This window comes from Xanthomonas sp. Leaf148 (assembly GCF_001423585.1).
Lineage (GTDB): Bacteria > Pseudomonadota > Gammaproteobacteria > Xanthomonadales > Xanthomonadaceae > Xanthomonas.
Genome location: NZ_LMOP01000011.1, coordinates 176,866 through 202,808, shown reverse-complemented (window position 1 = coordinate 202,808; position 25,943 = coordinate 176,866). Strand labels below are relative to the sequence as shown.

Below are 25,943 nucleotides of genomic sequence, written 5' to 3'. Positions count from 1 at the left end.
TCGGCTGGCCGGCACGCACTGGCCGGCGCAGCCAGATGCAGCCGCCCTAGCCCTTCAGCACCAGCGATACATCGGGATATCTGTCGCAGATGAAGTCCACGAAGGCACGCACCTTCGGCGCCGCCAACCGTCTGGACGTGTGCAATACCCACAATGCCGGCTCCACGCCGGAGATCGTGCCCCACTGCACCAGCTCACCGCGGGCGAGTTGATTCCATGCGATCGACTGCGGAATCAACGCCACGCCGCCGCCTGCAAGCGCCGCATCGCGGACCATCAGGAACGAGGAAAACCTCAGCCGTGGAATGGGTTCCAGGACCAGGCGCCCGTCATCCAGAGCCCATGTGGTCGGTTGGAAGCTCGACATTACGACAGCGGCAATTGGCGCGACCGCGTTGCTGGTTGGCATGGCGATGCTCGGCGCTGCGACCACAACCAGCCGATCTTTGGCAAAGCAGCGACCGACCAGGCTGCTGTCCGGGCTGGGGTTGATGCGGATGGCCACATCGAACTGTTCTTCCACCACGTCGACCGTGCGGTCCTCTGCCACCACCTCCAGCGTGATCTCCGGGTAAGCCGCACAGAACTCTGCGCCGATGCGCCCCATCGCCAATTGCGAGAACAGCACCGGAGAGGCCACACGCAGGCGGCCGCGCGGCGTTGAAAGCCCTTCGCGCGCGGCCGCCATGGCCTCGGCCACTTCGCTCAGCGGGACTTCGGTGCGCTCCATCAGCAACTGTCCGGCCTCTGTAAGCCGGAGGCCACGGGCGCTGCGCTCGACCAAGCGCACCCCCAGTTGCTCCTCGAGCTCGGCGATGCGACGGGACAGGGTCGCCTTCGACCGACCACTCGCACGGCTGGCCTTTCCCAGGCCCTGGTTCGCGGCGACCAGCGCGAAATCGATCAATGCATTCAGATCCATGGTGTTCCAGATTTGAAACCAGGCGTCTATATATTGGCGTCTTCGTATTACCTGCGCAACGCCATACAGTTTGCTCATCGCAACGCCAGACGAGCAACTGTCATGAGCACCACCCAACGCGCAGTCGTCATCCGGGCCTACGGCGGCGCCGATGCCGCCGCAGTGGCCACCATTGCAATACCCCACGCCGGAGCCGGCCAGGTGCTGGTGCGCATCCGCGCCGCCGGCATCAACGGCATCGACTGGAAAGTCCGCGCAGGCTTGGTGCGGGAGGTCTTTACGCTGCCCTTGCCGGCCGTGCTGGGCGCCGAACTGGCAGGTGTGGTCGAGGCCGTCGGGCCCGGTGCCACGCGCTTTCAGGTCGGTGATCGGGTCATGGGCGCGATGGGCGCGCTCGGCGCATTTGCCGAGTTCATTGCGGTAGACCAGACCAAACTCGCACGCACTCCCGATGGCCTGGACGACGTGCATGCCGCTGCCATGCCGGTTGCTGCGGTGGCCGCCTGGAAGAGCCTGCACCACGCAGGCCCGCTCGTGGCAGGCCAGCGGATCCTGATCCATGGCGCAGCAGGCGGGCTGGGTGGCTATGCGGTGCAGTACGCCAAACGCGCAGGGGCGCAGGTGTTCGCAAGCGCATCCACCGAGCACGTCGATTACGTGCGCAGCCTCGGCGCGGACCAGGTCATCGACTATCGATCGCAACGCTTTGAAGACCTCGTTGGCGACATCGACCTGGTGCTGGACTACGTCGGCGGCGATGTCCTGGACCGCTCGTGGCAAGTGCTCGCGCCGCACGGCGCGATCATCGGCACCACCTCGCCGGACATCCTGGCCCGCACACCGCGTGGCCGCCGTGGACTGTGGTTCATGAACACCCCGGACGTCGCACTGCTGGAAACCCTGGCCGCACAAGTGGCCAGCGGCGCGCTGACATCCAAGGTCGGCGAGGTCGTCGGTTTCGCCGAGATCCCGTCAGCAATCGAACGCAATCGCACCGCTTCGCGAGCCGGCAAGGTCGTGGCGGACATGTCGCACTAACTCATCCATCCACATCCATCCACAGCAGGAGACTCACATGAGCATTCTCGTTACCGGTGCCACCGGCACCATCGGTTCCCTCGTCGTCCAGGGCCTGGCCGATGCCGGCGCACAGGTCCACGCACTGGTGCGCCAGACCGGCAAACGCGCCTTTCCAGCCGGCGTCACCGAGGTTGTGGCAGACCTCACCGACGTTGCATCGATGCGCGCAGCACTGTCGTCGGCACGCACCTTGTTCCTGTTGAATGCAGTGACCCCGGACGAGGTGACGCAGGCGCTGATCGCATTGAATCTTGCCCAGGAAGCAGGCATCGAACGCATCGTTTACTTGTCGGTGATCCATGCCGACAAATTCACCAACGTGCCGCACTTCACTGGCAAGCACACGGTCGAGCGCATGATCGAAAGCCTGGAGATTCCCGACACCATTCTGCGTCCGGCGTACTTCATGCAGAACGAGGCGATGATCCAGAAGACCATCGAAGGCTACGGTGTCTATCCGATGCCGATCGGCGCGACCGGTGTTGCCATGATCGATGCACGCGACATTGCAGACATCGCCGTTGTCGAGTTGCTGCGACGCGACCGTGCACCCGCAGCACTTGAGCGCGTCACGCTGGAGCTGGTCGGCCCGCATGCCGTGACTGGCGCTTCCGTCGCGAAGACCTGGAGTTCAGCACTCGGTCGCGAGATCGCCTACGCCGGCGACGACGTGGCGGCGTTCGAAGCACAGATGGCTGCGTATGGCCCCTCCTGGCTGGCATACGACATGCGCCTGATGATGGCCGGCATCCAGAAATTCGGCATGCAGGCAGCAGACGGCACGGTGGAAAAATTGCAGGCGATCCTGGGCCGCCCGCTGCGCACCTATGAAGACTTCGTGCGCGAGGCCACTGCGCGGGTTTAAGCCCAAGTTGCCAGCAAGCGCGGATATTCCGCGCTTGCTGCGTACAAGCCTCTGTTGGAAGCGTGTGTCGCGTCAAAGACCAACGCGGTGGACGACCGAACAGAGAAACGGACGTCCGCGGACACTTCTGCAGATCGAAAAACCTCAGGGTGTGCGGCCGAAGCGCTTGGCATGCCGATTGCTTAAGCCTGTGTACCTTTTCCAGTTCAGGTACCAAAACATGACCGTCACCATCGGTGGGCCATCGCGTACTCCCCAACGGCAACGTCGCGTTCAACGCGCAGTGCTAGCCAGCCTTTTATCGACAGCGTTGCTGGCCGCTGCGTCCTGCCTGGCCGCCGATCAAGCGTCGCTCACACCGCAAAAGCCCCTGCAAGGCTGGGCAGCGATGGCTGACAAAGACGTAGACTTTTCATTGCAGTGGTTCAAGAACCAATCAATCCTGGCGGTGTATCCAGATCCTGCAGCATTTGAGGCCACGATGGCCAAGGCGCGTCAACAGGCCGATGCCGATATCCAACACGTCACCAACTTCGAAGGCTATCGTCAAACACTCGCGCATTTCTTTTCGACCTTCAACGACGCCCATGCCTATGTCTGGATGCAACTGCAGGCAAAGACGTATCAATGGCCGGGCTTCCTTGCCAGGTACCAGGGTGGCCGCTTCCTGGTCGCCGGCTCGGACGGAAGCGTGGCAAATGGCTCGGAAATCACCGCCTGCGACGGACAGCCGATGCGTCAATGGTCAGAGCGCATTGCGCTCTACGAGCACATGATCCCGGAAAACATCATCCCCGGCTTGGAGTCGACGCATGCGCGCACTGCGCCGATCATGTTTCGGTATCGGAAAAGCCCATTCCTCAAACGTCCGGAACACTGCACCATCGATGGGCGCAGCGTCGTCCTCGATTGGAAATCCCTGCCGCAAAGCGACCTGACGAAGCTGATGTCGGCGATCAAGCCCGACCTCGGCACGGACGTCGCTGTCACGCCATTCGGTGCGAACGGGGCATGGGTCAGGCTTGGCAATTTTTCGCCGGCGAACAGACAGCAATCGGATCAATTCCAGGCGTTGTACCGCACGGCTCCATCGCTGCGCGACAAGTCGGTAATCGTCTTGGACGTCCGCGGCAACGAGGGCGGACCTTATGAGTGGTTCATGGGTGTGCTGCGAGCGCTCTATGGCAACGACTACACCAACTATTACGCAAGAGAGCGGCTGAAGATTTCGGCCGTCTATCGGCTCACCAAACAGTCGGTCGACACCTCGACGTTTTCCCCCGCCAGCCCTGGCCCAGACGCGCCAGCAGCTGCACCGCCGGACGGCATTACCTACGATGAAGACAACAAGCTCTCCCTGGCGGCAATGGCGCGTGGGGACCAGTTGCTGCATGCGCCGGCCAATGCAGAACGAATCGCCAAGCCAAAACGACGGCCGATCAACCCCGTGCACGCGCGCGTGCTGGTACTCACCGACTACGACTGTGGCAGCGCCTGCATCGGATTTGTCGACGAGCTGAAGCAGTTTCCAGGCGTGCTGCAGGTGGGCACCGAAACCTTTGTCGATGCGCGCACCGGCTCGCCGATGACGGCCATGCTCCCAAGCGGCAATGGCGGTATCGCCATGCCTTACATGACGCGCGACGGACGGCCACGCAACGACAACGTGCCACAGAAGCCGGATATCGCGTTCACCGGCAACATCGACGACACCGCCGCGGTGCAGGCATGGCTTGAGCAAATCCTGAGCACCCCCTGATACAGGCTGTGGCCGTTGGGTTTTCTGCGCTGAGTGCTCTGTTTCCAGACGCCGCGCCGGTGTAGAGAACGCCGCGCTTGCCTGCCTGGGCGTGCTACCGGGTTCTGCTTGCAGGCGCGCGCGCCGGCACCAGATCGAACACTTGCTCGGTCGCCGCGTCGACCGCCGCACGCGTGTACAGCAACGGGAAATATTTGCCCTGCAGCCATAGTGGGGCCAGATCGCGGTAATGCGGGCTGGCCGGGTCGCCGGATTGGCCGGGGTAGTTCACCGCACGCGAATTGTCCCAGTCGCCGAGGTCGATGATCAGACGTGCGGACGGGCCGATGGTCTGGCGGAAATCTTTAGGGTCGTAACTGGATTGATTGGGCGTGTAAGGGCTGCCGCCCTTAGGGAATGGTCCGACATCCAACCGCGCGCGTTCGCTGCCGAGCGCTGCGCTCATCGCATGGGTAACGCTGTTGGTGTGCAGCTTGCCCCACTGCCATTGCGCCGGATCCGGCCCTTGCTGGTCGACCAATGACTGGTATGCGCTGCGCAGCGACTGCAGCAGCAACTGGTCGCGGCGTGCGGTGGGGGTTGGACCGAATGCGGCCCCCGGATGCTCCAACGCATCCATCAGCACTGCGGCGTCGGGCATGCCGAAGGTGGCCGCCTCGGCAGGGCGCAGGACCAGCGCTTTGTAAGCCGCGCCGAGATAACTGCTGAACCACACTTCTTCCAGCGCGGCAGCGGCAGAGGTTGCGCTGACCTCGCCGTTCCACGGTCGCAGCAGTGCCAATGCCGCGTTGGTCGCCGGGTCCTGCGCGTGCAGCGGTTGGAGCAAGGCCACCAGCCGCTGTGCCAGCAACGACACCTGGTCGTTCTGCAACTGCTGCGAATCCTGCAGGGTCACCTTGGGCAACTGCGCGAGGACTTGGGTGATGCGTGCATGCCGCGCGTCGTTGGCCCATTCGAAGCCGATCTTGCGCGCCAGGGATGGATCGCCGGCCGGCAGATTCATCTCGTTGGAGGTGGTGATGAAGCCGGAGGCGGGGTTCTTCGATGAGGGCAAGATATCGCTGTTCCAGAAGCCGCTCCACTCGTAGCGGCCATCGCCTGGAACCGGCAGCAACCCATCCGAATGTTCGCGGCGCGGGGTCATGCCAGCCGTCGCCCAACCGATGGTGCCGTGCACATCGGCATAGACCTGATTCACCGATGGCGCGCCCCAGTGCGCGAGCGCGTCCTTGAACTGCTCGAACGATGCGCTGCGCAGATAACGCAGCGACCCCAGATACGGCGCCGCACCGGGTTGGCTCCAGACCGAGCGAATGGCGTAGGCGATGTGCTTGTCCGCATCGACATAGATCACCGGCCCATGCCGGGTGAATTGCAGCTCCACCGGCACCGATGCAGCGTCGCGCACCGCAATGGACTCGCGCTGCGTGCGCATCGGCTCCCAATGGCCCTGATACCAATACGACGTGTGATCGGCCGGGTTCAAACGGTAGACGTAGAGATCTTCCTGATCGATGTTGAAGATGGTCAGGCCAAAGGCGCTGGTGCGGTTGTGGCCGATCGCGATGCCCGGCGCGGTGGGCTCGCCGGCGCCGATGATGTCCAGCCCCGGGCTGTTGAGATGCACGAAGTAACGCAGGCTGGGCACGGTGTACGCGCGGTGCGGATCGTCCGCCAGCACCGCATGACCGGTGGCCGATTTGTGCGGGGCAATCACCCAATTGTTGCTGCCTTCTGCAGCGGCTTCTTCTTCCGGACGTAGCGCTGCGATGTCTGCGATGGCGCTGCGCGGGTGGGTATCGGCGCTCAGCCTGGGGCTTTGCGTGGCCAGTTCGTAGACCTTCAACACCGCGTCCGGAAGGCAGGGATCCAGTCCTTCGGGCACCTTCGTGGTCCAGGCCGGCTGCAGTTTCAGCCGGATCGCGTCGACGCTTAGCGCAGCCTTGCAAGCGACCTTGGCGCGGGCGACCTCGCTTTTGACGTTGCGGCTCAAACCGGTGGTGCGGATGCGCAGTACGTCTTCTGGCGACCATGTCTGCGGTCGATAAGCGAAGGCGCGGAATTCGTACGGCAGCGCCTGTGGATGCGCATCCATCCAGGCGATGTAGGCATTGATGCCGGCAACGAATCGGCTGACGTCGCGCTGTGCATCGGGGCCGTAGCTGGCCCATTCGGCGTGCATGTCGCCGCGATACAGAAACAGCCGCGACGCGCGGTCCTGTTCGACATAGGCCGGCCCGAACGCATCGGCAAGCTGGCCCAGCCCTTTGCGACGCAGCAGGTCGAGCTGAAACAGGCGGTCGCGCGCGACGTTGAATCCCTGCACGAAGAACGCGTCGCTATCGGTGCGGGCGTAGATGTGCGCCACGCCCCAACGATCGACGCGAATCTGCGCCGGCTGTTCCAACCCGGCCAGGCTCATGGACGATTGCGATTGCGATTGCGATTGCGCGGGCGCGGCATTGCCATGCAGGCTCAAACTGCTCAGCAGCAGGCACAGCACCCACCGGTGTGTTGTGTGGAGCATGGATGACGCCTTGTGAACGCAGAAAGGAAGATGCCGCACGCCTGCACGATGACACAGGCAGCAAGCACAGCGTGCCGCATTGGCGGCGTGTGCTCACACCGATTGCAGAATGCCCGGCGCAGCAAGCGAATCATGCTGGTCGCTTCGCGCCTGCGATCCATCGTGGGTGCAGTCAATGCATCGCTCTAAGAGCAGCTAACAAAGTAACTGTGCGCACCGCCAGGCAGGCGCGGCCCGTGCTCGGTGCGGCATGGACCACGCGTACACGCAGGTTATGAGCGCGCCGTCCGCATCCACCTGGTGACTGCTTGCTACGTTTTATTAGCCAATCTAAATACACACGCACCCATCACTGTCGCGTCGGCTTGATCGCGCGTTGCACGTCTGCATTCGACGATGCCATGCGCCGCATGCGCCGACATCGATCGCCGACATCACGTGGCATCGCGCGTTGCACATGCATCCCCCTTCACATGTCGCCTAACGCGAGCGCGCATGATCGTGGCTCTAGCGGCACTTATGCTGCACAGGCAATGTCTCCATGCCGCCAAAGCGGAAAGCGTCTGCGTTCTCTCTCTGGTGGCAATCGATTACCCAACCAGCACGATCACTCCAAGCGCATCCGGTCCGTGATGCGGTCGCACCGGGCGTTACCTTGCTCGGCGACGAGCAGATGGAAACGCTGGCGCGTGCGCTGGCAACCTCGCATGCGCTCTACACCGGGCCGGCACGCGAGCTGTTGTTGTCGGGGCTCAAGTTCAACCAACGGGCGCTCGACGGTGCGGCATCGCGCCTGACCGAGATGGCAGCCGATGGCGTGCGATTGCATCCTGCCGGCGAGTGGTTGCTGGACAACTACTATCTGATCGAAGAGCAGATGCGCCTGGCGCGGCTGCATCTTCCGCCCGGCTACAGCCGGCAACTGCCGCGTCTGCGCACCGCCACCGCAATCGGCCTGCCGCGCGTCTACGAGTTGGGCCTGCAGGTCGTCGCGCATGGCGACGGGCGTGTGGATGCGATCACGCTGAGCCGTTTCATTGCGGCCTATCAACAGGTGGCACCGCTCAAACTCGGCGAGCTGTGGGCGATTCCGATCGTGCTGCGGCTGGCATTGCTCGACAACGTGCGTCGCATTGCCGACGGCATCATGCACGACGGGCGCGACAACGCCCTCGCCGCGGACTGGGCGGCCTTGCTCAACGCCACTGCCGCGGCCCAGCCCAAGGATGTGGTGGTGGTGGTGGCCGATCTGGCGCGCTCGCAACCGCCGGCCACCGGCGCGTTCGTCGCTGAGTTGACGCGCGGCATCCAGGGCCGCGGCCCGGTGCTGTCGATGGCCAGTGCCTGGGTGGAGCAATGGCTGGCCAGCGAAGGCCAGAGCGTGGAGGGGCTGGTGCATGCCGAAAGCCAACGCCAGGCGGCCGAACAGGTGGCGATCAGCAACAGTATCGGCAGCCTGCGGTTTCTGGATGAAATGGATTGGCGCGAATTCGTCGAAAGCATGAGTGTGGTGGAGCAGCACCTGCGCAGCGATCCGGCCGATGTCTATGCGCGCATGGATTTTCAGACCCGCGATGCCTACCGGCATGTGGTGGAGCACCTGGCCCAGCGCATGCACTGCGACGAACCGGCGGTGGCGCAGACGGTGTTGCAGCTGGCCGCGCAGGCCAGCGCCGACGCGCCGGTAACCGCCCATGTGGGCTATTACCTGGTGGATGCGGGGCTGCCGACGTTACGTGCCGCGCTACGCGCGCCATCCACGTCCGCGCGCCCGACGCCATTGCCGCGCGGGCGGCGCGCACGCCGCGTTGCGCTGCCGGTGTATCTGTTGCCGATCGCATTGATCGCCCTGCTATGGACCGGCCTCTTGCTGCAGGGCGTGAGCGCACTGCCAGCGACGCTGTGGTGGACCACCGCCGGTCTCGCACTCCTGGCTGCCAGCGAGTTGGGTATTGCCTTGGTCAATTGGGTGGCGACACTGTGGGTGCGCCCGCATCCGTTGCCGCGCATGGACCTCCGCCTGGGCATTCCACCGGATTGCCGCACGCTGGTGGTGATGCCGAGCATGCTGGCCAGTGCCGATGCCATCGATGAGCTGGTCGGCGCGTTGGAGGTGCATTACTTGGCCAACCGCGACGAGCAGCTGTACTTCGCGCTGCTCACCGATTTTCTCGATGCCGCGCAAGCCTTGTTGCCTGCCGATGTGGCGCTGGTGGCGCATGCGGCGCAACACATCGATCGGCTCAACGCGGCGTATGCCGACGCGCATGTCGATCGGTTCTTCCTGCTGCACCGCGCACGCGAATGGAACGCCCACGAGGGCTGCTGGATGGGTGCAGAGCGCAAGCGCGGCAAGCTGGAAGCACTCAACCGCCTGCTCTGCGCGGAAGATGCGCCGCTGCAGGCAGCCAACGACTTCCTGCAGGTGCAAGGCGATGTCGCCGCGCTGGTGCAGGTGCGTTATGTGATCACGCTCGATAGCGATACCCACCTGCCTCGGGATGCGGCACGCGCATTGGTCGGCGCGATGTCGCATCCGTTGAATGTGCCGCGCATGGATGCGTCCGGGCAGATCATCGAAGCCGGTTACGGCATCCTGCAGCCTGGCTTGGGCACCGGCATGAGCGAGGGCGGCGAATCGCGCTTTGCACGCATGTTCGGCATCGAGCCGGGCATCGACCCGTACACGCGCGTGGTGTCGGACGTGTATCAGGACCTGTTCGGCGAAGGCTCCTTTATCGGCAAGGGCATCTATGCCGTGGCCACTTTCGAGCAGGTGCTGGCCGGCCGCTTCCCCGACAACCGCGTGCTCAGCCACGACCTGCTGGAAGGCTGCTATGTGCGCGCCGGTTTGCTCAGCGACGTGCGTCTGTACGAGCGCCATCCGCAGCGCTATGCCACCGATGCCAAGCGCCGCGCGCGCTGGGTGCGTGGCGACTGGCAACTCTTGCCGTGGCTGCTGCCTTGGGTGCCCGACCGGGGTGGCCGGCGCGCGCGCAATCCGTTGTCGTGGTTGTCGCGCGGCAAGCTGCTGGACAACCTGCGCCGCAGCCTGGTGGCACCGGCCGCTTTCGGCTTGTTGCTGATCGGCTGGCTGTGCTCGCCCACACCGCTGCGTTGGACGCTCTGGCTGTTGGTGCTGTGGCTGCTGCCGGGGCTGTGTTCGGCGCTGTATGCGCTGGCGCATCCGCCCGAGGGCCTGGGGCTGCGTCATCACGCGCGCCAGGTGGGGGCGGGGCTGCGCCAGTATCTGCTGCGCACCGGTGTGGTGCTGGCCTGCCTGCCGTTCGAGGCAGGGCTGCAGCTGGCGGCCATCGCCCGCACGCTACTGCGGATGACGATCACCCATCGCCATCTGTTGCAGTGGGCGCCATCCAGCGAAGTGGAACGCAGCGCGCGCAGCGGCAATGCCGAACACCCCCTGATGGCCGGCGCCGCCTGCAGTGCGGCGCTGGTGGTTGCGGCGGTGGCGTGGTGGTCGCCGTCGGCCTTGTGGGCGGCGCTGCCGCTGGGGCTGGCGTGGTTGGGCGCGCCCTGGCTGATGGCCTGGCTGGGCGAACAGCCCGCTGCGCCGGTGGCGCAGTTGTCGCAGGAGCAGCGCGATTTCCTCGGCGGATTGTCGCGGCGCACCTGGGCGTTCTTCGAGAGCCATAGCACCGCGCAGCACCATTGGCTGCCGCCGGACAACGTGCAGGAATACCCGGTCACGGTAGTGGCCAACCGCACCTCGCCGACCAACATCGGGCTGGGGTTGCTGGCCAACCTGGCCGCCTACGATCTGGGCTACCTGACCGTGGCCGGCGTGATGACCCGCGTGGCCGACACGCTGACCACGCTGGAATCGCTACCGCGCCACCGCGGCCATTTCTACAACTGGTACGACACCGAAACGCTGGCACCGTTGATGCCGCGTTATGTCTCCACCGTCGATAGCGGCAACCTGGTCGGGCATCTGCTGACGCTGCGGCAAGGGCTGCTGGCGCTGGTGGATGCGCCGGCGGTGTCGATGGCGGTGTTCGACGGGCTGGCCGACACGCTTGGCGTGCTGAGCATGCAAGCGACGCCGCGCAGCGACGATGCCACCGCCGCACTGCGCGCGATGACGCAGCGCGTGCAGGCGATCCGCAACCAGCCCACGCCGACCCTGCACCAGGCCGATGCCGCCCTGCGGCTGCTGTTGGCACAGAGCCAATCGCTCCTGGCGGCGATGCCGAGCACGGGCGATGACGAAGAGCCCTGGCCGCAGCGCCTGGTGGACTGTTGCAAGGCGACGTTGGACGAGGTGAGCCAGTGCGCGCAGGCACTCGCCAGCCCCTCTCCGCACACAGCGGAAGAGCACTCCCAGGCTGTCGCCACGCTGCGGCAACTGGCCGACGGCAGCCAGCCGCCGCAGGTGCAGACCTGGGCCGCCACGCGCGTGCAGGAGCTGCAACGGCTTGCGCATATCGCCGGGCAACTGGCGCAGATGGACTACGGCTTTCTCTACAACCGTGCCCAGCAGCTGTTGTCGATCGGCTACAACGTCGACGACCGCCGCCTGGATAGCGGCCATTACGACCTGCTGGCCTCGGAGGCGCGCTTAGGGCTCTTCGTGGCGATCGCCCAGGGCAAGCTGCCGCAGGACAGCTGGTTCGCGCTTGGGCGCACGCTGACCGATACCGGCGCCGAGCCGACGCTGCTGTCGTGGAGCGGCTCGATGTTCGAGTACCTGATGCCCGACCTGGTGATGCCCAGCTACCCGCAGACGCTGCTGAGCCGCTCGATGCGCGGCGCGGTGCAGGCGCAGATCCGCTATGGCGCGGCGCGCGATGTACCGTGGGGCGTGTCCGAATCGGGCTACAACACGGTCGATACGCGGCGCAATTATCAATACCGCGCGTTCGGCGTCCCCGGGCTGGGGCTCAAGCGCGGGCTGGGCCAGGATCTGGTGATCGCGCCCTATGCCAGCGCGATGGCGTTGATGGTCGAACCGGATGCGGCCTGCCGCAATCTGCAGCAACTGCAGGCGCTGGGCTTCGGCGGCCGCTTCGGTCTGTACGAGGCGATCGATTACACACCTTCGCGGGTGCCGCGTGGCGAACAACACGCCGTGGTGCGCTCGTTCATGTCGCATCACCAGGGCATGGCGCTGCTGGCGCTGGATCACGTGTTGCGCGATGCGCCGATGCAACAACGCTTTGTCGCCGATCCGCAATTCCAGGCCACGTTGTTGCTGTTGCAGGAGCGCGCACCGCGTGCCGGCGTCTACGTCAAAGGCCTGGTCGAAGCAGCCGAACGCCCGGTCGCCACCGAGGCGGGGATGGCGTTGCGTATCCATCGCGACCCCAACATGGCGCAGCCGGCGTTGCAACTGCTCTCCAACGGGCGTTACCACGGCATGTTGACCTCCGCCGGCGGTGGCTACAGCCGTGCACGCGACATGGCGGTCACCCGCTGGCGCGAGGATGGCACCCGCGATCACTGGGGCACGTTCTGCTATCTGCGCGATGTGGACAGCGGCGCGGTGTGGTCGGCCGCGCACCAGCCGACCTGCGTGCCGGTAGAGCGCTACGAAGCGATCTTTTCCGATGCAAAGGCCGAGTTCAAGGGCAGCCACCAGCGGTACGACAGCCATCTGGAAATCGCCATTTCCGCCGAGGACGATGTGGAACTGCGCCGCTTGCGCATCCGCAACCGCTCGCGGCAGACGCGGGTCATCGAGATCACCACCTACGCCGAAGTGGTGCTGGCGCCGGCCGCCTCCGATGAGGCGCATCCGGCTTTCAGCAACCTGTTCGTGCAGACCGAGATCCTGGCCGACCGACAGGCCCTGCTGTGCACACGCCGACCGCGCGGGCACGACGAGGCGCAGCCGTGGATGCTGCATCTGGTGGCGGTGCACGATGCCGATGTGGCGACGATCTCCTACGAGACCGACCGCGCCGCGTTCATCGGGCGGGGGCGCAGCACCCGCAATCCGGCGGCCCTGAGCGAACAGACCGCGCTGTCGGGCGCGGCCGGCTCGGTGCTGGACCCGATCGTGGCGATCCGCTGCCGTCTTTCGCTGGCGCCCGATCAGCAGGCGCAGGTCGACATGGTCTACGGCGTGGGCACCCAACGCGCCGCCTGCACCGCATTGATCGACAAGTACCGCGACCGCCGTCTGGCCGACCGGGTGTTCGATCTGGCACTGACCCAGAGCCAGGTCACGCGCCGGCAGATCAATGCTTCGTTGGCCGATGCGATGCTCTACGAGCGGCTGGCCGCGCGCGTGCTGTTCGTCGACCCGCAACTGCGCGCCGATAACGAGGTGCTGCTGCACAACCACCGCGGCCAGTCGGCGCTGTGGAGTCACGCCATCTCCGGCGATCTGCCGATCGTGCTGCTGCGCATCACCGACCCGGACAATCTCGAACTGGCGCGCCAGCTGGTGCAGGCGCACGCGTACTGGCGCCTGAAAGGCCTGCGTGCGGATCTGGTGATCTGGAACGAAAGCCAGGCCGGCTATCGCCAGCAGTTGCAGGACGCCATCCTGGGCCTGATCGCCGCCGATCCCGAAGCCAATGTGCTCGACCGCCCCGGCGGTACTTTCGTGCGCGCCATCGAACACATTTCGCAGGAAGACCGCGTGCTGTTGCAGACCGTGGCACGCGCGATACTGAGCGATGCCAACGGCACCCTGGACGCGCAACTGCAGCGCCACCCCAGCGCACGTGCGCACCCGCCGCTGCTGGAGCCGATCCAGCAACTGGACAGCGCCGACGCGTTGGCCAGCACGCATGCCGCTTACCTGGACCACACCCTGCAGGCCGCAGCCGAAGAAGCGGTGCTGTTCGACAACGGCCTGGGCGCATTCGCCGCCGACGGCCGCGAATACCGCATCACCCTGGACGAAGGCACCGCCACGCCGGCGCCGTGGTGCAACGTGATGGCCAATGCGCAGTTCGGCAGCGTGGTCAGCGACAGCAGCCCCGGTTACAGCTGGGCCGAGAACGCGCACGAATTCCGGCTCACGCCGTGGCATAACGACCCGGTCGGCGATGCCTCAAGCGAGGCGTTCTATCTGCGCGACGACGACACCGGCGAGGTATGGTCGCCGATGGCACTGCCATGCCGCGGCAACGGGCGCTACACCGTGCGCCACGGCTTCGGCTATAGCGTCTACAGCCATATCGAACACGGTATCGGCAGCGAGCTGTGGGTGTTCGTCGATGTGGAGCGGCCGATCAAGTTCAGCCATCTGCGGCTGAAAAATCTGTCTGGGCGTCCACGTCGGCTCAGCGTCACCGGGTATGTGGAATGGGTGCTCGGCGACATCCGCGCACGCTCGCAACTGCATGTGGTCAGCGAGGTGGACCTGGGCAGCAGCGTGCTGACCGCGCGCAACCCGTACAACACCGAATTCGACGGCCGCGTGGCGTTCTTCGATGCCGATGCGCCCAGCCGCAGCATCACCGCCGACCGCAGGGAATTCCTCGGGCGCAACGGCAGCCTGGCCGCCCCCGCCGCGCTCACTCGGCAGCGTTTGTCCGGGCGCGTGGGTGCCGGCCTGGACCCCTGCGCGGCGATCCAGATTCCGGTGACGCTGGCGGCCGAACAGACCTTTGAAACGGTGTTCCGCCTGGGTGCGGCCGCCGATCGCGCCAGCGCACTGACGCTGGCACGTCAAAGCCGTGGCGTGGCCACCGCGCACACTGCACTGCTGGCGGTGCGTGCGCACTGGCAGCAGATTCTGGGCACCGTGCAGGTGAGCACGCCGGATGCGGCGGTGGATCTGCTGGCCAATGGCTGGCTGCTCTACCAGACCATCGCCTGCCGGTTCCTGGCACGCAGCGGTTACTACCAGTCCGGTGGCGCGTTCGGCTTCCGCGACCAGTTGCAGGACAGCATGGCGATGGTGCATGCGCAGCCGGCGCTCACCCGCGCGCATCTGCTGCGCTGCGCCGCGCATCAGTTCGTACAGGGCGATGTGCAGCATTGGTGGCACCCGCCGCAGAACCGGGGTGTGCGCACGCAGTGTTCGGACGATTTTCTGTGGTTGCCACAGGCGCTGTGCCGCTATCTGGACACCACCGCCGATACCAGCGTGCTGGACGAGCGCGTGGGTTTCATCGACGGGCGCGAACTCAAGCCCGACGAAGAATCGTATTACGACCTGCCCCAGCTCACCGGCAACATGCAGTCGCTGTATGCGCATAGCGTGCTCGCCCTGCAACGTGGCATGACCCGGCTGGGCGAACGCGGCATGCCGCTGATCGGCAGCGGCGATTGGAACGACGGCATGAACCGGGTCGGCAAGGACGGCAAGGGCGAGAGCGTGTGGCTGGGCTTTTTCCTCTACGACACGCTGCTGCGTTTCGCAGACGTGGCCGCGCAGCGCGACGATGCGGCATTCGCCGCGACCTGTCGCACGCATGCACAATCTTTGCGCGCGTCGCTGGAACAGCACGCCTGGGATGGTGGCTGGTACCGGCGTGCGTGGTTCGACGACGGCACCCCGCTGGGCGCAAGCGACTCGGACGAATGCCGTATCGATTCGTTGTCGCAGAGCTGGGCGGTGCTGTCCGGCGCGATGGACCCGGCGCGCAGCGCACAAGCGATGGACGCGATGCACCAGCATCTGGTCGACACCGACGCCGGCATCGTCAAGCTGCTGATGCCGCCGTTCGATCGCACCGAACACGACCCCGGTTATATCCGTGGCTACGTCCCTGGCGTGCGCGAGAACGGCGGCCAGTACACCCATGCAGCGGTGTGGGCGACGATGGCCTTCGCCCACCTGGGCGACAGCGCGCGGGCCTGGCAACTGGCCGGCATGATCAACCCGATCCACCATGCCCGCGATGCAGCGGCGGTGCAACGCTACAAGGCCGAACCGTACGTGCTGGCCGCCGATGTCTACGCGGTGGCGCCGCACGCCGGCCGCGGTGGCTGGAGCTGGTACACCGGCGCGGCAGGCTGGATGTACCGGCTGCTGACCGAATCGCTGCTCGGCCTGCAACGGCATGGCGAACGCATGCACATCGTGCCGTGCATCCCGGCCGGCTGGCCGGGCTACCAGCTGCGGTATCGCTTCGGCGCCAGCACCTACGTAATCGATGTCACCCAACGCCCAGGTGGCGCGGCACGGCTGGAGCTAGATGGCGTGCTGCAGGCCGAGCTTGCTTTCACTCTCATCGACGACGGTGCGGTCCACGCTGTGGCTCTGGACTGGCCGGGAGACGCGACATGAGCCTGCACACACGCACCCACACCAATCATCAGCTCTCCGAGCTAGGCAAGATGCTGTCGGTCTGGCCGCAGCGGGTGCGCGACCCCAGCCAGTTCTGGCCGCAGTTCGATGCACTGGCGCAGGACATTCTGGACGAGGCAGCCGACGCTGACCTGCAGCGGGTGCAGGACCGCCTGCAGCAGTTGTTGCAGCGTCACGGACTCACGCGCACGCAATAAGTGTCCCGCAAGCGGCGAGAACGCCGCACCAGAAAGTTGGTCGGTCGCCGGGTAAAAAGCTGAGCGTCTCGCAGGTTGCATGGGCTCGGTGGTGCGCGTCGCAGAACGACACGATAGCTAACCAATCAGAAGAACGTCCTGCATTGCTTGCACTATGCACACCGACCATCTCGACTGGTCCTTGCCCGCTCACCATCGCGGGAATTTATGCGGCATTGATGCCGCAGAAGAATTTACATGGGCGTATTTGCAGCGTGTCCCGCGACGGTGAACGGGCAAGGGCCCTGCAACCAAGCTGCACATCACTCGCTTTGCATCTGATCTATCCGAAACATCTCATTCCATCGAGACACACGCTGCAAAGGCAGCCAAGGATTCGAGCCGCAGAGACGTTGGATACCGTCAAACGCTGAGTGAGTCGAATGTGCGGTGCCCTCGCCGCTCGCGGGACACGCCGCAAGTACGTCCATGTAGGCTCGGTGGCGGCATCCATGCCGCCACACGGTCCCGCAAGCGGCGAGGACACCGCACCATAAAATTGGTCGGCTGCTTAAAAACATGCACACCCACTACCTCCACTGGTCCTTGCCCGCCCACCGTCGCGGGACCTTACGCGGCATGGATGCCGCATAAGCGCTTACAAGGACGTACTTGCAGCGTGTCCCGCGATGGTGGGCGGGCCAGGGCCCCGCAGCAAGCACGCAGCACCAATGCTCTACGCATGCCTTACCGCACCGTTCCACCACATCTGAGCAAGCAAGATTTTGCAACTTAGCTTGGTTAGACGCAGCGTCAAAATCTCAATCAACCGAGCGCGGGCAACAAGGCATGACGCGCTTTACTGCTAGTGCACCTGAGCTACCGCATACAGCACCCGACGCCGCCATGATCGACTGCACGCAGGCAGCGCGCTTAGACTCCGCGTTTACATGCGCCAAGGCCGCTGGTGATCGATCTCAATGACATCGCGCTGTACGTGCAGGTGGTGCGCAGCGGCAGCTTTGCCGAAGCCGCGCGCCGGCTCGGCACCGCTCCCAACAGCGTGAGCCGGCGCGTGCAGCAGCTGGAAGCGCAGCTGGACACGCGCCTGATGCAGCGCTCCACCCGCAAGCTGACCTTGACCGACGCCGGGCAAGCCTTCTTCGAACGTTGCGCCGATGCGGTGGACGGGCTGACCTCGGCCGGGCAGAGCCTGGTGGCCGATGGCGACGAAGCCGCCGGGCTGGTGCGCGTAGCGGCACCCGCGGATTTTCTGGATTTTTTCCGCATCGAATGGGTCGGCGAATTTCTCGCCGCGCATCCGCGCGTGCGGCTGGAATTCGTGCTCAGCGATGCCAAGGCCGATTTGATCGCCGAACGCATCGATGTGGCCTTCCGTGGCGGCACATTGCCGGACCTGGGGTATGTCGGCCGCCAGATCCTGGCCGACAACAGCGACCTGATGGTCGCCAGCCCAGACTATCTGCAGGCGCGCGGCAGGCCGCTGCAGGTGGACGACTTGCCCCAGCACGACGGCATCGGCTTCCCGCACCCAAGTGGGCAGATGACCTGGACGCTGATCGGGCCGTCCGGGCTTGCCGAGCAGGTGCAGGTGCAGGCGCGTTTTGCTGCCACCACCGCGCGCGCCTTGCGCCTGGCCGCGGTGGCCGGGCTCGGCATCGCGCTACTGCCGCAGGCACTGACGCGCCCGGATATCGAACAGGGCCGCCTGAGCGTGGTGCTGCCGGATTTCCAACGCCGGGGGCAGGGCTTGCACGCGCTCTACCCAAGCCGACGGCATCTGCCGCGTGCGGTCGCAGCGTTTATCCAGGCCGTGACCTTGCGATTGAATGCGCTGTAGGCGCCTGGGCAGTGGCAGTGGCGACGCCGCTATGGCGTCGCGCCGACTCAGGCAGCCAGCCCATCGATCTGCTGATGGGCAACGGCAAGACCCGCTTCACGTCCCTCCTTCCCGGTGGCCAGTCCCTCGGCAACGATGACCTCCGGGTGATGCAGGCCGACGAAGCCCAGCGCGGTGCGCATGTAGGTTTCGGCATGCTCCAGCGACGCCAGCGGCGAGCCGACGCTATAGAACCCACCGCGCGCCACCGCCAGGATCACCCGCTTGTCGCCGGCCAGCCCTTCGAGCACTCCGTCGGACGTATAGCGGAAGGTCTTGCCGGCCACCAGTACGCGATCGATCCAGGCCTTGAGCTGGGTCGGCACGGTGAAGTTGTACAGCGCCACACCGATCACCACGGTGTCGGCATCCAGAAATTCCTGCAGCACCGCAGCACCATTGGCCAGGTCGGCGGCCAGTTCCGGCGTCTGATCGGCCGTGGGATTCTGCTGCGCAGCCAGATGCGCGCCGGACAGATGCGCGATGGGGTTGGCGGCCAGATCGCGGTGGGTGACGGTGACATCGCCGTTGCTCTGTTGCAGCTTGGCAACGATGCGTGCGCTGAGCTGACGGCTCGCCGAATAGTCGCCGAGGATGCTGGAATCAAGATGAAGCAGTTTCATTGGAATGCCTTTGCTGGATAGGTGGGGTGTGATGGGTGGCGATGCATGGCTGAGGTGCGCACGCATCGACGGTTGGGCGGTGCAGGCCATCGTTGAAGACCTGTCGCCATGGCTCGGGCGTGCGGGTTTGAAAGGCGCATTGCCTTCCGCACGATCGGTAATGCGCTGTGTTGCCTGGCAAGCGCTGCGTGCTTGACGCCGCATGCCGGGCAGCCATGTCTCGGCTGCCCGGCATGCGCGCGACTCAGCCCAGGCGGCCCTTGGCGCGCAATTGCTCGCCGATGCGGCGGATCTCCGCCTCGCCCTGCGCCAGTGCGGCGGTGCTGGTGTGCACCGAGTAGTGGCCCATGACCAGGTCGTGCGGGTGCTTGACCGCCGACCCCAGCACGAAGGAGCTCGCACCGACCGACACCACATCGATGGCCTGCTCGGCATCCTTGAACACCGCTATCTGGCCGCTGCCGATGCTCTCGGCCGCGTCCAGCTGCCCGGTGTGCACCGCGATCCAGGCCACGCTGTGGCCGGCCGGCGGCACGTAACGCCAGCGCTCCCCGTCCTGTAGTTGCACGCTCAGATAGGTCATGTCGGCCGGCGCCGGAATCTTGCTTTCCAGCTCGCCGTAGCGACCCAGCAGCACACGCACCGGCCCGGCCACCGGCACATCGGCCGGCGACAGATACAGGCTTTGCGCCGGAGCGTTTTCTTCGGCTGCAGGCAATGCGACCCAAAGCTGGAAGCCCTTGGCCGAGGACTGGCCAACCGGCACACCGTCGTGCCACACGCCATTGCCGGCACGCATCCATTCCACACCGCCGGTAGGCAGCGTGCCCTGCTTGCCGGTGCTGTCCTCGTAGCCGACCTCGCCCTCCATCAGGTAGGTGAGCGTGGCAATGCCCGAATGCGGATGCATGCCCATCGGTGCTCCTCCCACCGACGGTTTGACGGTGAACAGGTCCAGGAACACGAACGGCTTGACCAGCTGCCCCAGATCGCCCGGGCTCATCAGCCGGGTGATCGGACCGCGGGTGGTGCCGCGGGTGCGAAACACCACCGGGCGCGGCGTGGCCTGCACGCTTGTCTCGTGCTGCGGCTGATCGGCGTAGGTGGTGGCCAGTTGTGCGTTCATGACAGATCCCTGTGCGGTGGTGGAGCCAGCTGCTCCGGTGATGCAAAGCGTAGAGATGCGCCTATTGATCGACTAGCCGGAAGATTTGGAGTGGAATCGTCCAAAAATCGAAGTAATCCAGCCTGCACGCCTTCGCCTCCTTGGTGCGCGTGGACGGAATAGCGGCCGGAATCCCGCCTGGGCTGCCTGCACCGAGTGGGGCAGTCACGCGGTCTGGGGGGCTTCGCTCAGCGATCCCGATGCTGGGCGCCACCGCCAGTGCAGGAGCGCACGGCGCTGCGTTGCGGGCGCCGCGCCCCAGCGGGCGGCCTTCATGCCACACCAACAACGGGTTCTTCACGCTTGCGCCATTCTTTCGCTGGAGACGCCCGATGATCCGCACCCTCGCCCCGCTCGCTGCCGTCCTGTTGCTCTCGGCCTGTGCTTCCAATCAAGTGGCGCAGGTGCAACCCATCGATGGCGCGATCTCCGGCCAATGCCATATCGAAAAGGTCCGCGGCATCGTGGGTTTGGCCGCAGCGGCGCAGACGGTGGAGCGCGCGCGCGTGGATAGCGACAGCCTGCAGGTCAGTGTACGGCGCGGCGAGCGCGCCACCGGCGGCACCACCGCCAGCGGTCTGGCCGACCCCGCACAGGGCGCCAGCGAAAGCGGCGGCGATCACCTGAGCATCGAAACCGGCCCGACCAACAACATCACTGCGGTGTATTGCGGCTGAGGGCAACGCGCCTCGCTGCGCACCGGTTGGCCGCAGCACGGGCGGTGCGCAGCGCTTGGCGAAGCGCGCCGCGCAGAAGTCTGGGCTCTGACGTGAGAGGTGTCGGTGGCAGTTGACGCACCGCCGGCACGTTGCTGCTTTGCGGGGTCGCCAGCGCACAGATGCCGAGCGCTGGCCGCCTGCTGGTGATCCAAACAGGTGGCGGCGCGTTTCAGAGCGGCTGACACAGTGGCGCGAACGGCCGCCAGATCGGAGATGGACGGCATTGAGCAACCGCAGCCAACGCACACGGCAACCAGATTCCGCGCACCGGCTGCGGCCGCCTGGCGGCTGCGTCGTCGGTTGCTTCTTGGAGCGGTAAACGCAAGCTGGCAAGCAGTCGTCAGCTAGGCGTGGGTGGCGCGCCCGAAACCGCAGTGCACGGGTGGTCCATGCCGTACCGAGCGCTGGCTGTGCCCACCTGCGGAGCGCGCCGTCGTTTTGTTAGCCGCGCTTAGTCTGCCGCACGCGCTTGGCCGCCCGGATCATCATCCACCCGCCTAAACGCGCCGCGCCAACGCCGATGCAGCCATGTTCGACCATCGTGGATGCAGCTGAAAACCGCAGGCACCACCACCAGGCACAGCAGGGTCGAACTGATCAATCCCCCGATCACCGCGATGGCCATCGGCTGGCGGAAACTGGCATCGGCACCAAAACCCAACGCAATCGGCAGCATGCCGGCGATCATGGCCACGGTGGTCATCACGATCGGGCGCGCGCGCTTGTGGCACGCATCGAGCAAGGCGACGTCGACCGACACTGCGCCATCGCGGATCGCGATCACCGCGTATTCGACCAACAGGATCGAGTTCTTGGTGACGATGCCCATCAGCATCACCAGGCCGATCATCGATGGCACATCGAGCTCGCTTCCGCACAGCAACAACGCAATGAAGGCGCCGCCGAGCGACAGCGGAATGGCCGACAGGATCGTCAACGGTTGGAAGAAATCGTTGAACAGCAGGATCAGCACGCACAGCATGCACAAGGTGGCGATCGCGATCGCCAGCAGCAAGCCGGACGACAATTCCGCCGCCACTTCTGCATCGCCGGACTGGATCAGCGACACGTTCGCAGGCAGGTGCTGGATGGCGGGGCGCGTGGTGGCCAAGGCCATCGCCTTGCTCAACGGCATGTCGCCCAGGTCGGCGCTCACCGTGACGTAGCGTTGGCGATCGTAGCGATTGATCTCGGTCGGCCCGCTCTCCATCGCCAACACCGCCACGCTGGACAACGGCACCAGCCCATTGCGCGATTGCACGCGCAGGTTGGACAACGCCTCCAGATCGGCCCTGACCCGGTCGGGAACCTGCACGCGGATGTTGATCTGCCGGTTGTCCAGATTGAGCTTGGCAAGTTGCGGTTCGAAATCGCCGCTGGTCGCAGTGCGCAGGGTCTGGCCGATATCGGCGCTGCTCACGCCATAACGGGCGGTCTGGCGCTGGATCGGCCGCGCTACCAGCTCCGGGCGTTGCAGGCCTGCGGTGGTACGCACACCCGACAGGCCGGCCGAGCGCAATTGGCTTGCGAACGCAGCGACGGTGGCATTGAGGGCATCTTCCGATTCGCTGGTGAGAATCATCGACAGGTGTTCGCCCGGCCCGCCGCCGCTCACGGTGACGCGTGCGCCGGTGATGTTGACCAGAACCCGCCGCACTGCGCGCTCGATCTGCGCCTGCGCCGCACGCGTCTTGCGCGGCGACAACACCAGGGTCATCTCGGCCTTGCGCACCTCCGCCACTTGCGCACCGCGCCCGCCCGCAGTGCCGCCGATGCTGGTGAACACCGCGCCGACACCGTCGATGCGGCCGACCGCCGCGCGCACCCGCTCGGTGACCTGACGGGTCTGCCCGATGTCGCTCTCCGGCCCCAGCTCGACGCTAACGGTGATGAAGCCGCGGTCGCTGGGCGGCACCAGGCCTTTGGACAGCAACGGCAACAACGCCAGCGACAGCAGCAGAAACACGCCGGCGGCGCCCAACGTTGCCGCGCGATGCCGCAGGCTCCACTGCACCATCTGCAGATAGCACGCGGTCACCGCACCGGTCGCCGGCTCGGATGGATCGCTGTGCCGCGCGCCAAGAAAGGTGGCCGCCATGATCGGGGTGATCAGCCGCGCCACCATCAACGAGGCAACCACCGCAATCACCGCAGTCCAACCGAACTGTTTGAAGAACAAACCCGGGATGCCGCCCATCAACGTGGTCGGCACAAACACCACCACCAGCGTCGCGGTGGTGGCCATGACCACCAAGGCGATTTCGTTGACCGCATCGGCGGTAGCTTGAAACGCGGATTTGCCCATGCGCCGATGACGTTCAATGTTTTCGATCTCGACAATGGCATCGTCGACCAGGATCCCGACCACCACCGCCAGGGCCAGCAAGGTCAGCGTATTGAGCGAGTAGTCCAGCCACCACATCACCGCAAACGCCGGCAGGATGGACAACGGCAGCGCCGATGCGGCGATCAGGGTCGCGCGCCAGTCGCGCAGGAACAGCCACACCACCAGCACCGCCAGCAGTGCGCCCTCGTACAGCATCGACATCGAGCCTTCGAATTGCTCCAGGGTGTAGGCCACGGTGCCGGAGACCGGGGTGATGCGCAGCGAGGGGTCGCTGTGTTGCAACTGCTGCAGCGCCTGCGCAACGCCTTCGGCGATTTTGGTCTCGTCGAAGCCCTTGGTGCGATACAGGCTGAGCCCGATCACCGGCTTACCGTCGAGCAGCGCGGCCTGCCGACGGTCGGCGATGCCATCGCGTACGCGCGCGATTTGCTCCAGGCGCACGCTGCCGCCGGTGGCGAGCGCAATCGACATGCCAGGCAATTGCGCGGCCTGCTGCACGCCGGCCAGCGTGCGTACCGATTGCTCGGCGCCGCCCAGTTGCACGCGTCCGCCGGAGGAATCCTGCTGGGTCTGTTGCAGCGCGCGCGACACATCGGACGTGGTCACCCCGAGTGCGGTCATCTGCACCGGATCCACCTCCACCCGGATCTCGCGCTGCACGCCGCCCAGGCGTTGCACGCGGCCCACGCCAGGCACCTTCAGCAGCGCCTTGCTTACGGTATCGTCGACAAACCAGGACAACGCGGTCTCATCCAGCGTTGTCGATGTCACCGCATAGGTCAGGATCGGCGTGCCGGTTTCGGTCACCGCACTGATGGCAGGCTGCAACAGTTCCGGCGGCAACGACGAACGCACCCGGTCGACCGCATCCTTGGTTTCGATCAACGCATCGGACAGCGATTTTTCTAGATGGAATTCGGCCACGATCTGCACCTGTCCATCGCTGATGGTGGTGCGCAGATGGCGCAGGCCGCTGACGATGGCGATGGAGTCTTCCACCTTGCGCGCCACCTCGGTTTCCAGCTGCGCCGGTGCCGCCCCCGGCTGCGTCAAGGCGACAGTGACGGTGGGCAGGTCCATATCCGGCAACGCCTGGATGGAGAGATTGCGAAAGCCGTACACACCCGCCAGGGTCAGCAGGAAGAACAGCAACACGGCGGGAATGGGATTGCGCAGCGACCAGGTAGCAAAGTTCATCGTGGCGTACGTGGAATCAGCTGCATGCCGACCAGCGGGCCGGCCGGCGTGGTCTTGACCAACACCGTGTCGCCATCGGCAAGCAGCCCGGCCCCCTGCGCCACGATGCGCTCGCCACCGCTCCACGGCTGCAGCAGTTCGACGTCGGTGCCGACCCGTCGCCCCACCGTCACCGCTTGCGCGCGCACCCTGGATTCGGGACCGCTGCCGATGATGCGGAACACCAGGCTGCGGCCATCGCGCACCACCACACTCGACGCCGGCACCACCAGTGCACTGCTGGCCGGCAACGCCACCGCACCGTCGATGTACATCCCGCCGCGCAGCAGGCGGTCGGGCTGGATATCCGCATACACCACGCCAAGCCGGGAGCGCGCATCCAGCAGCGGCGCGATCTGGCGCACGCGTGCCACGGCGGCACTGCCGTCGGGCAGCCGTAGCCGGACGTCCTGGCCTACGGCGATCCGCGCAATCTGCTCGGGTGTGAACTCTCCACGCCATTCCAGGCGCCCCTGCCGCACCAGCCGAAACAGTTCCTGGCCGCTGCTGGCCACCGCGCCCAGCGTGGCGCTCTGCGCGCTGATCAACCCGTCGTCGGGGGCGGTGATGTCGGCTTGCTGCAGCTGCAGCCGGTTGGCATCCAGCTGCGCCTGCGCCACCGCGATCTGGGTGGTGGCGGTCACCGCTTCGGTCACGTAGCGCTGCACTTCCTGGTCGCTCATCGCCCCGGCCGCCTGCACGCGCATGGCACGTGTGCGATTGGTATCGGCCTGGTGTGCAGCCGCCTGTGCTTTGGCCAGGCCCGCACGTAGTTCTGCGCGTGCCGCAAGCAGAGTGGCGGTATCAAAACGTGCCAGCAGCTGCCCGCGCGTCACCACATCGCCGACTGCCACGTTGAGCGTCACCAGCCGCAGCCCGTTGCTTTGCGAACTGATCACCGCCTCCTGCCAGGGCGCCACGATCCCGGTCGCCGACAGCGTGCGTGGCCACTCCACCTGGCGTGGCGTGATGGCCGTGACCGACAACGCGGTGATTGGAAGATTCTGGAGCTGCGGCCGGGCGCGCGTGGACCAGCCCCAGCCTGCGGCAATGGCACCACTGGCCAGCAGACACCACATCAGCGGCAAAGCGAAACGTCGCCGTTTGCGCTTGGATGCCGCAGCGTTGGTGCGCGCGCTGTCCGTTGTGTCGGTTGGGGTCATGGTGGTTACGCGATCTGAGGAAAAGGGGAAAGGGGAAAGGGCCACACCAGCACGCGGCACATGCGTCTGCGCGCTTGCATGCATGTGGCGGTATCGCGCGAAGAGGCGGCCGGGTGCAGGCCAGGTGTGGCATTGCGTGCACTCTCTGCAAACGCGATGACGTTGGCACCCTCGAGGCAGCGACTAGCGAGTCTCAAGCACCAGCGAACCCTGGCTAGGTGGCATCGTT

Annotated in this window: 13 protein-coding genes and 2 other RNA genes; 8 read left to right on the top strand and 7 right to left on the bottom strand. The window is 65.6% G+C overall.

Features of this window, described 5'->3' with window-relative positions:
* Positions 1-46 precede the first annotated feature (46 nt).
* Positions 47-922: a LysR family transcriptional regulator gene (locus ASF90_RS16565; protein WP_055852703.1), complete on the bottom strand. Its 876-nt coding sequence runs from the start codon at positions 920-922 to the stop codon at positions 47-49.
* A gap of 102 nt (positions 923-1,024) precedes the next feature.
* Here ASF90_RS16565 and ASF90_RS16560 point away from each other — a divergent pair, with 102 nt between their 5' ends.
* The 3 genes from ASF90_RS16560 (at position 1,025) to ASF90_RS16550 (ending at position 4,626) form a co-directional block, all read left to right on the top strand.
* Positions 1,025-1,960, top strand: a complete 936-nt coding sequence (locus tag ASF90_RS16560; RefSeq protein WP_055852700.1) for an NADP-dependent oxidoreductase — start codon at positions 1,025-1,027, stop codon at positions 1,958-1,960.
* 37 nt (positions 1,961-1,997) lie between these two features.
* The gene (locus tag ASF90_RS16555; protein WP_055852697.1) at positions 1,998-2,867 is read left to right on the top strand and encodes an NmrA/HSCARG family protein; all 870 of its coding nucleotides are present in this window, start codon (positions 1,998-2,000) and stop codon (positions 2,865-2,867) included.
* A gap of 220 nt (positions 2,868-3,087) precedes the next feature.
* Entirely contained in the window at positions 3,088-4,626 is a 1,539-nt protein-coding gene (locus ASF90_RS16550; protein WP_161556457.1) for a S41 family peptidase, read from the top strand.
* Positions 4,627-4,720: 94 nt separating this feature from the next.
* Here ASF90_RS16550 and ASF90_RS16545 read toward each other — a convergent pair whose 3' ends face one another.
* Positions 4,721-7,153: a penicillin acylase family protein gene (locus ASF90_RS16545; RefSeq protein WP_082473583.1), complete on the bottom strand. Its 2,433-nt coding sequence runs from the start codon at positions 7,151-7,153 to the stop codon at positions 4,721-4,723.
* Positions 7,154-7,403: 250 nt separating this feature from the next.
* Here ASF90_RS16545 and ASF90_RS22700 point away from each other — a divergent pair.
* The 4 genes from ASF90_RS22700 to ASF90_RS16530 all read left to right on the top strand — a co-directional run bounded on the left by ASF90_RS22700 (position 7,404) and on the right by ASF90_RS16530 (position 18,422).
* A non-coding RNA gene (locus ASF90_RS22700) (sX9 sRNA) lies at positions 7,404-7,480 on the top strand.
* A 346-nt stretch (positions 7,481-7,826) separates the two neighbouring features.
* Positions 7,827-16,364 carry a glucoamylase family protein gene (locus tag ASF90_RS16540; RefSeq protein WP_193552573.1) on the top strand — a complete coding sequence of 2,846 codons (8,538 nt, stop codon included), beginning with the start codon at positions 7,827-7,829 and terminating at the stop codon, positions 16,362-16,364.
* Positions 16,361-16,582: a hypothetical protein gene (locus ASF90_RS16535; RefSeq protein WP_055852685.1), complete on the top strand. Its 222-nt coding sequence runs from the start codon at positions 16,361-16,363 to the stop codon at positions 16,580-16,582. The genes ASF90_RS16540 and ASF90_RS16535 overlap by 4 nt, the downstream gene beginning before the upstream one ends.
* Positions 16,583-17,528: 946 nt before the next feature.
* Positions 17,529-18,422, top strand: a complete 894-nt coding sequence (locus ASF90_RS16530; RefSeq protein WP_055852683.1) for a LysR family transcriptional regulator — start codon at positions 17,529-17,531, stop codon at positions 18,420-18,422.
* Positions 18,423-18,469: 47 nt separating this feature from the next.
* Here ASF90_RS16530 and ASF90_RS16525 read toward each other — a convergent pair whose 3' ends face one another.
* Both ASF90_RS16525 and ASF90_RS16520 read right to left on the bottom strand, forming a co-directional pair.
* Positions 18,470-19,084, bottom strand: a complete 615-nt coding sequence (locus ASF90_RS16525) for an FMN-dependent NADH-azoreductase (protein ID WP_055852680.1) — start codon at positions 19,082-19,084, stop codon at positions 18,470-18,472.
* A gap of 244 nt (positions 19,085-19,328) precedes the next feature.
* On the bottom strand, positions 19,329-20,210 hold the full coding sequence (locus ASF90_RS16520; protein WP_055852676.1) for a pirin family protein: 882 nt from the start codon (positions 20,208-20,210) through the stop codon (positions 19,329-19,331).
* Positions 20,211-20,581: 371 nt separating this feature from the next.
* On the opposite strand from ASF90_RS16520, the gene ASF90_RS16515 reads away from it, so the two are divergent.
* Positions 20,582-20,926 carry a hypothetical protein gene (locus tag ASF90_RS16515; protein WP_055852673.1) on the top strand — a complete coding sequence of 115 codons (345 nt, stop codon included), beginning with the start codon at positions 20,582-20,584 and terminating at the stop codon, positions 20,924-20,926.
* Between the two features lie 356 nt (positions 20,927-21,282).
* Here the strand turns inward: ASF90_RS16515 and ASF90_RS22690 are convergent.
* From ASF90_RS22690 to ASF90_RS16505, 3 genes are all read right to left on the bottom strand, one after another.
* A non-coding RNA gene (locus tag ASF90_RS22690) (sX9 sRNA) lies at positions 21,283-21,359 on the bottom strand.
* A 60-nt stretch (positions 21,360-21,419) separates the two neighbouring features.
* Positions 21,420-24,512, bottom strand: a complete 3,093-nt coding sequence (locus ASF90_RS16510; protein WP_055852670.1) for an efflux RND transporter permease subunit — start codon at positions 24,510-24,512, stop codon at positions 21,420-21,422.
* A complete protein-coding gene (locus ASF90_RS16505; RefSeq protein WP_201782834.1) occupies positions 24,509-25,714 on the bottom strand; it encodes an efflux RND transporter periplasmic adaptor subunit in 1,206 nt (401 codons plus the stop codon). Before ASF90_RS16505 ends, ASF90_RS16510 begins: the two co-directional genes overlap by 4 nt.
* Between the last annotated feature and the right edge of the window lie 229 nt (positions 25,715-25,943).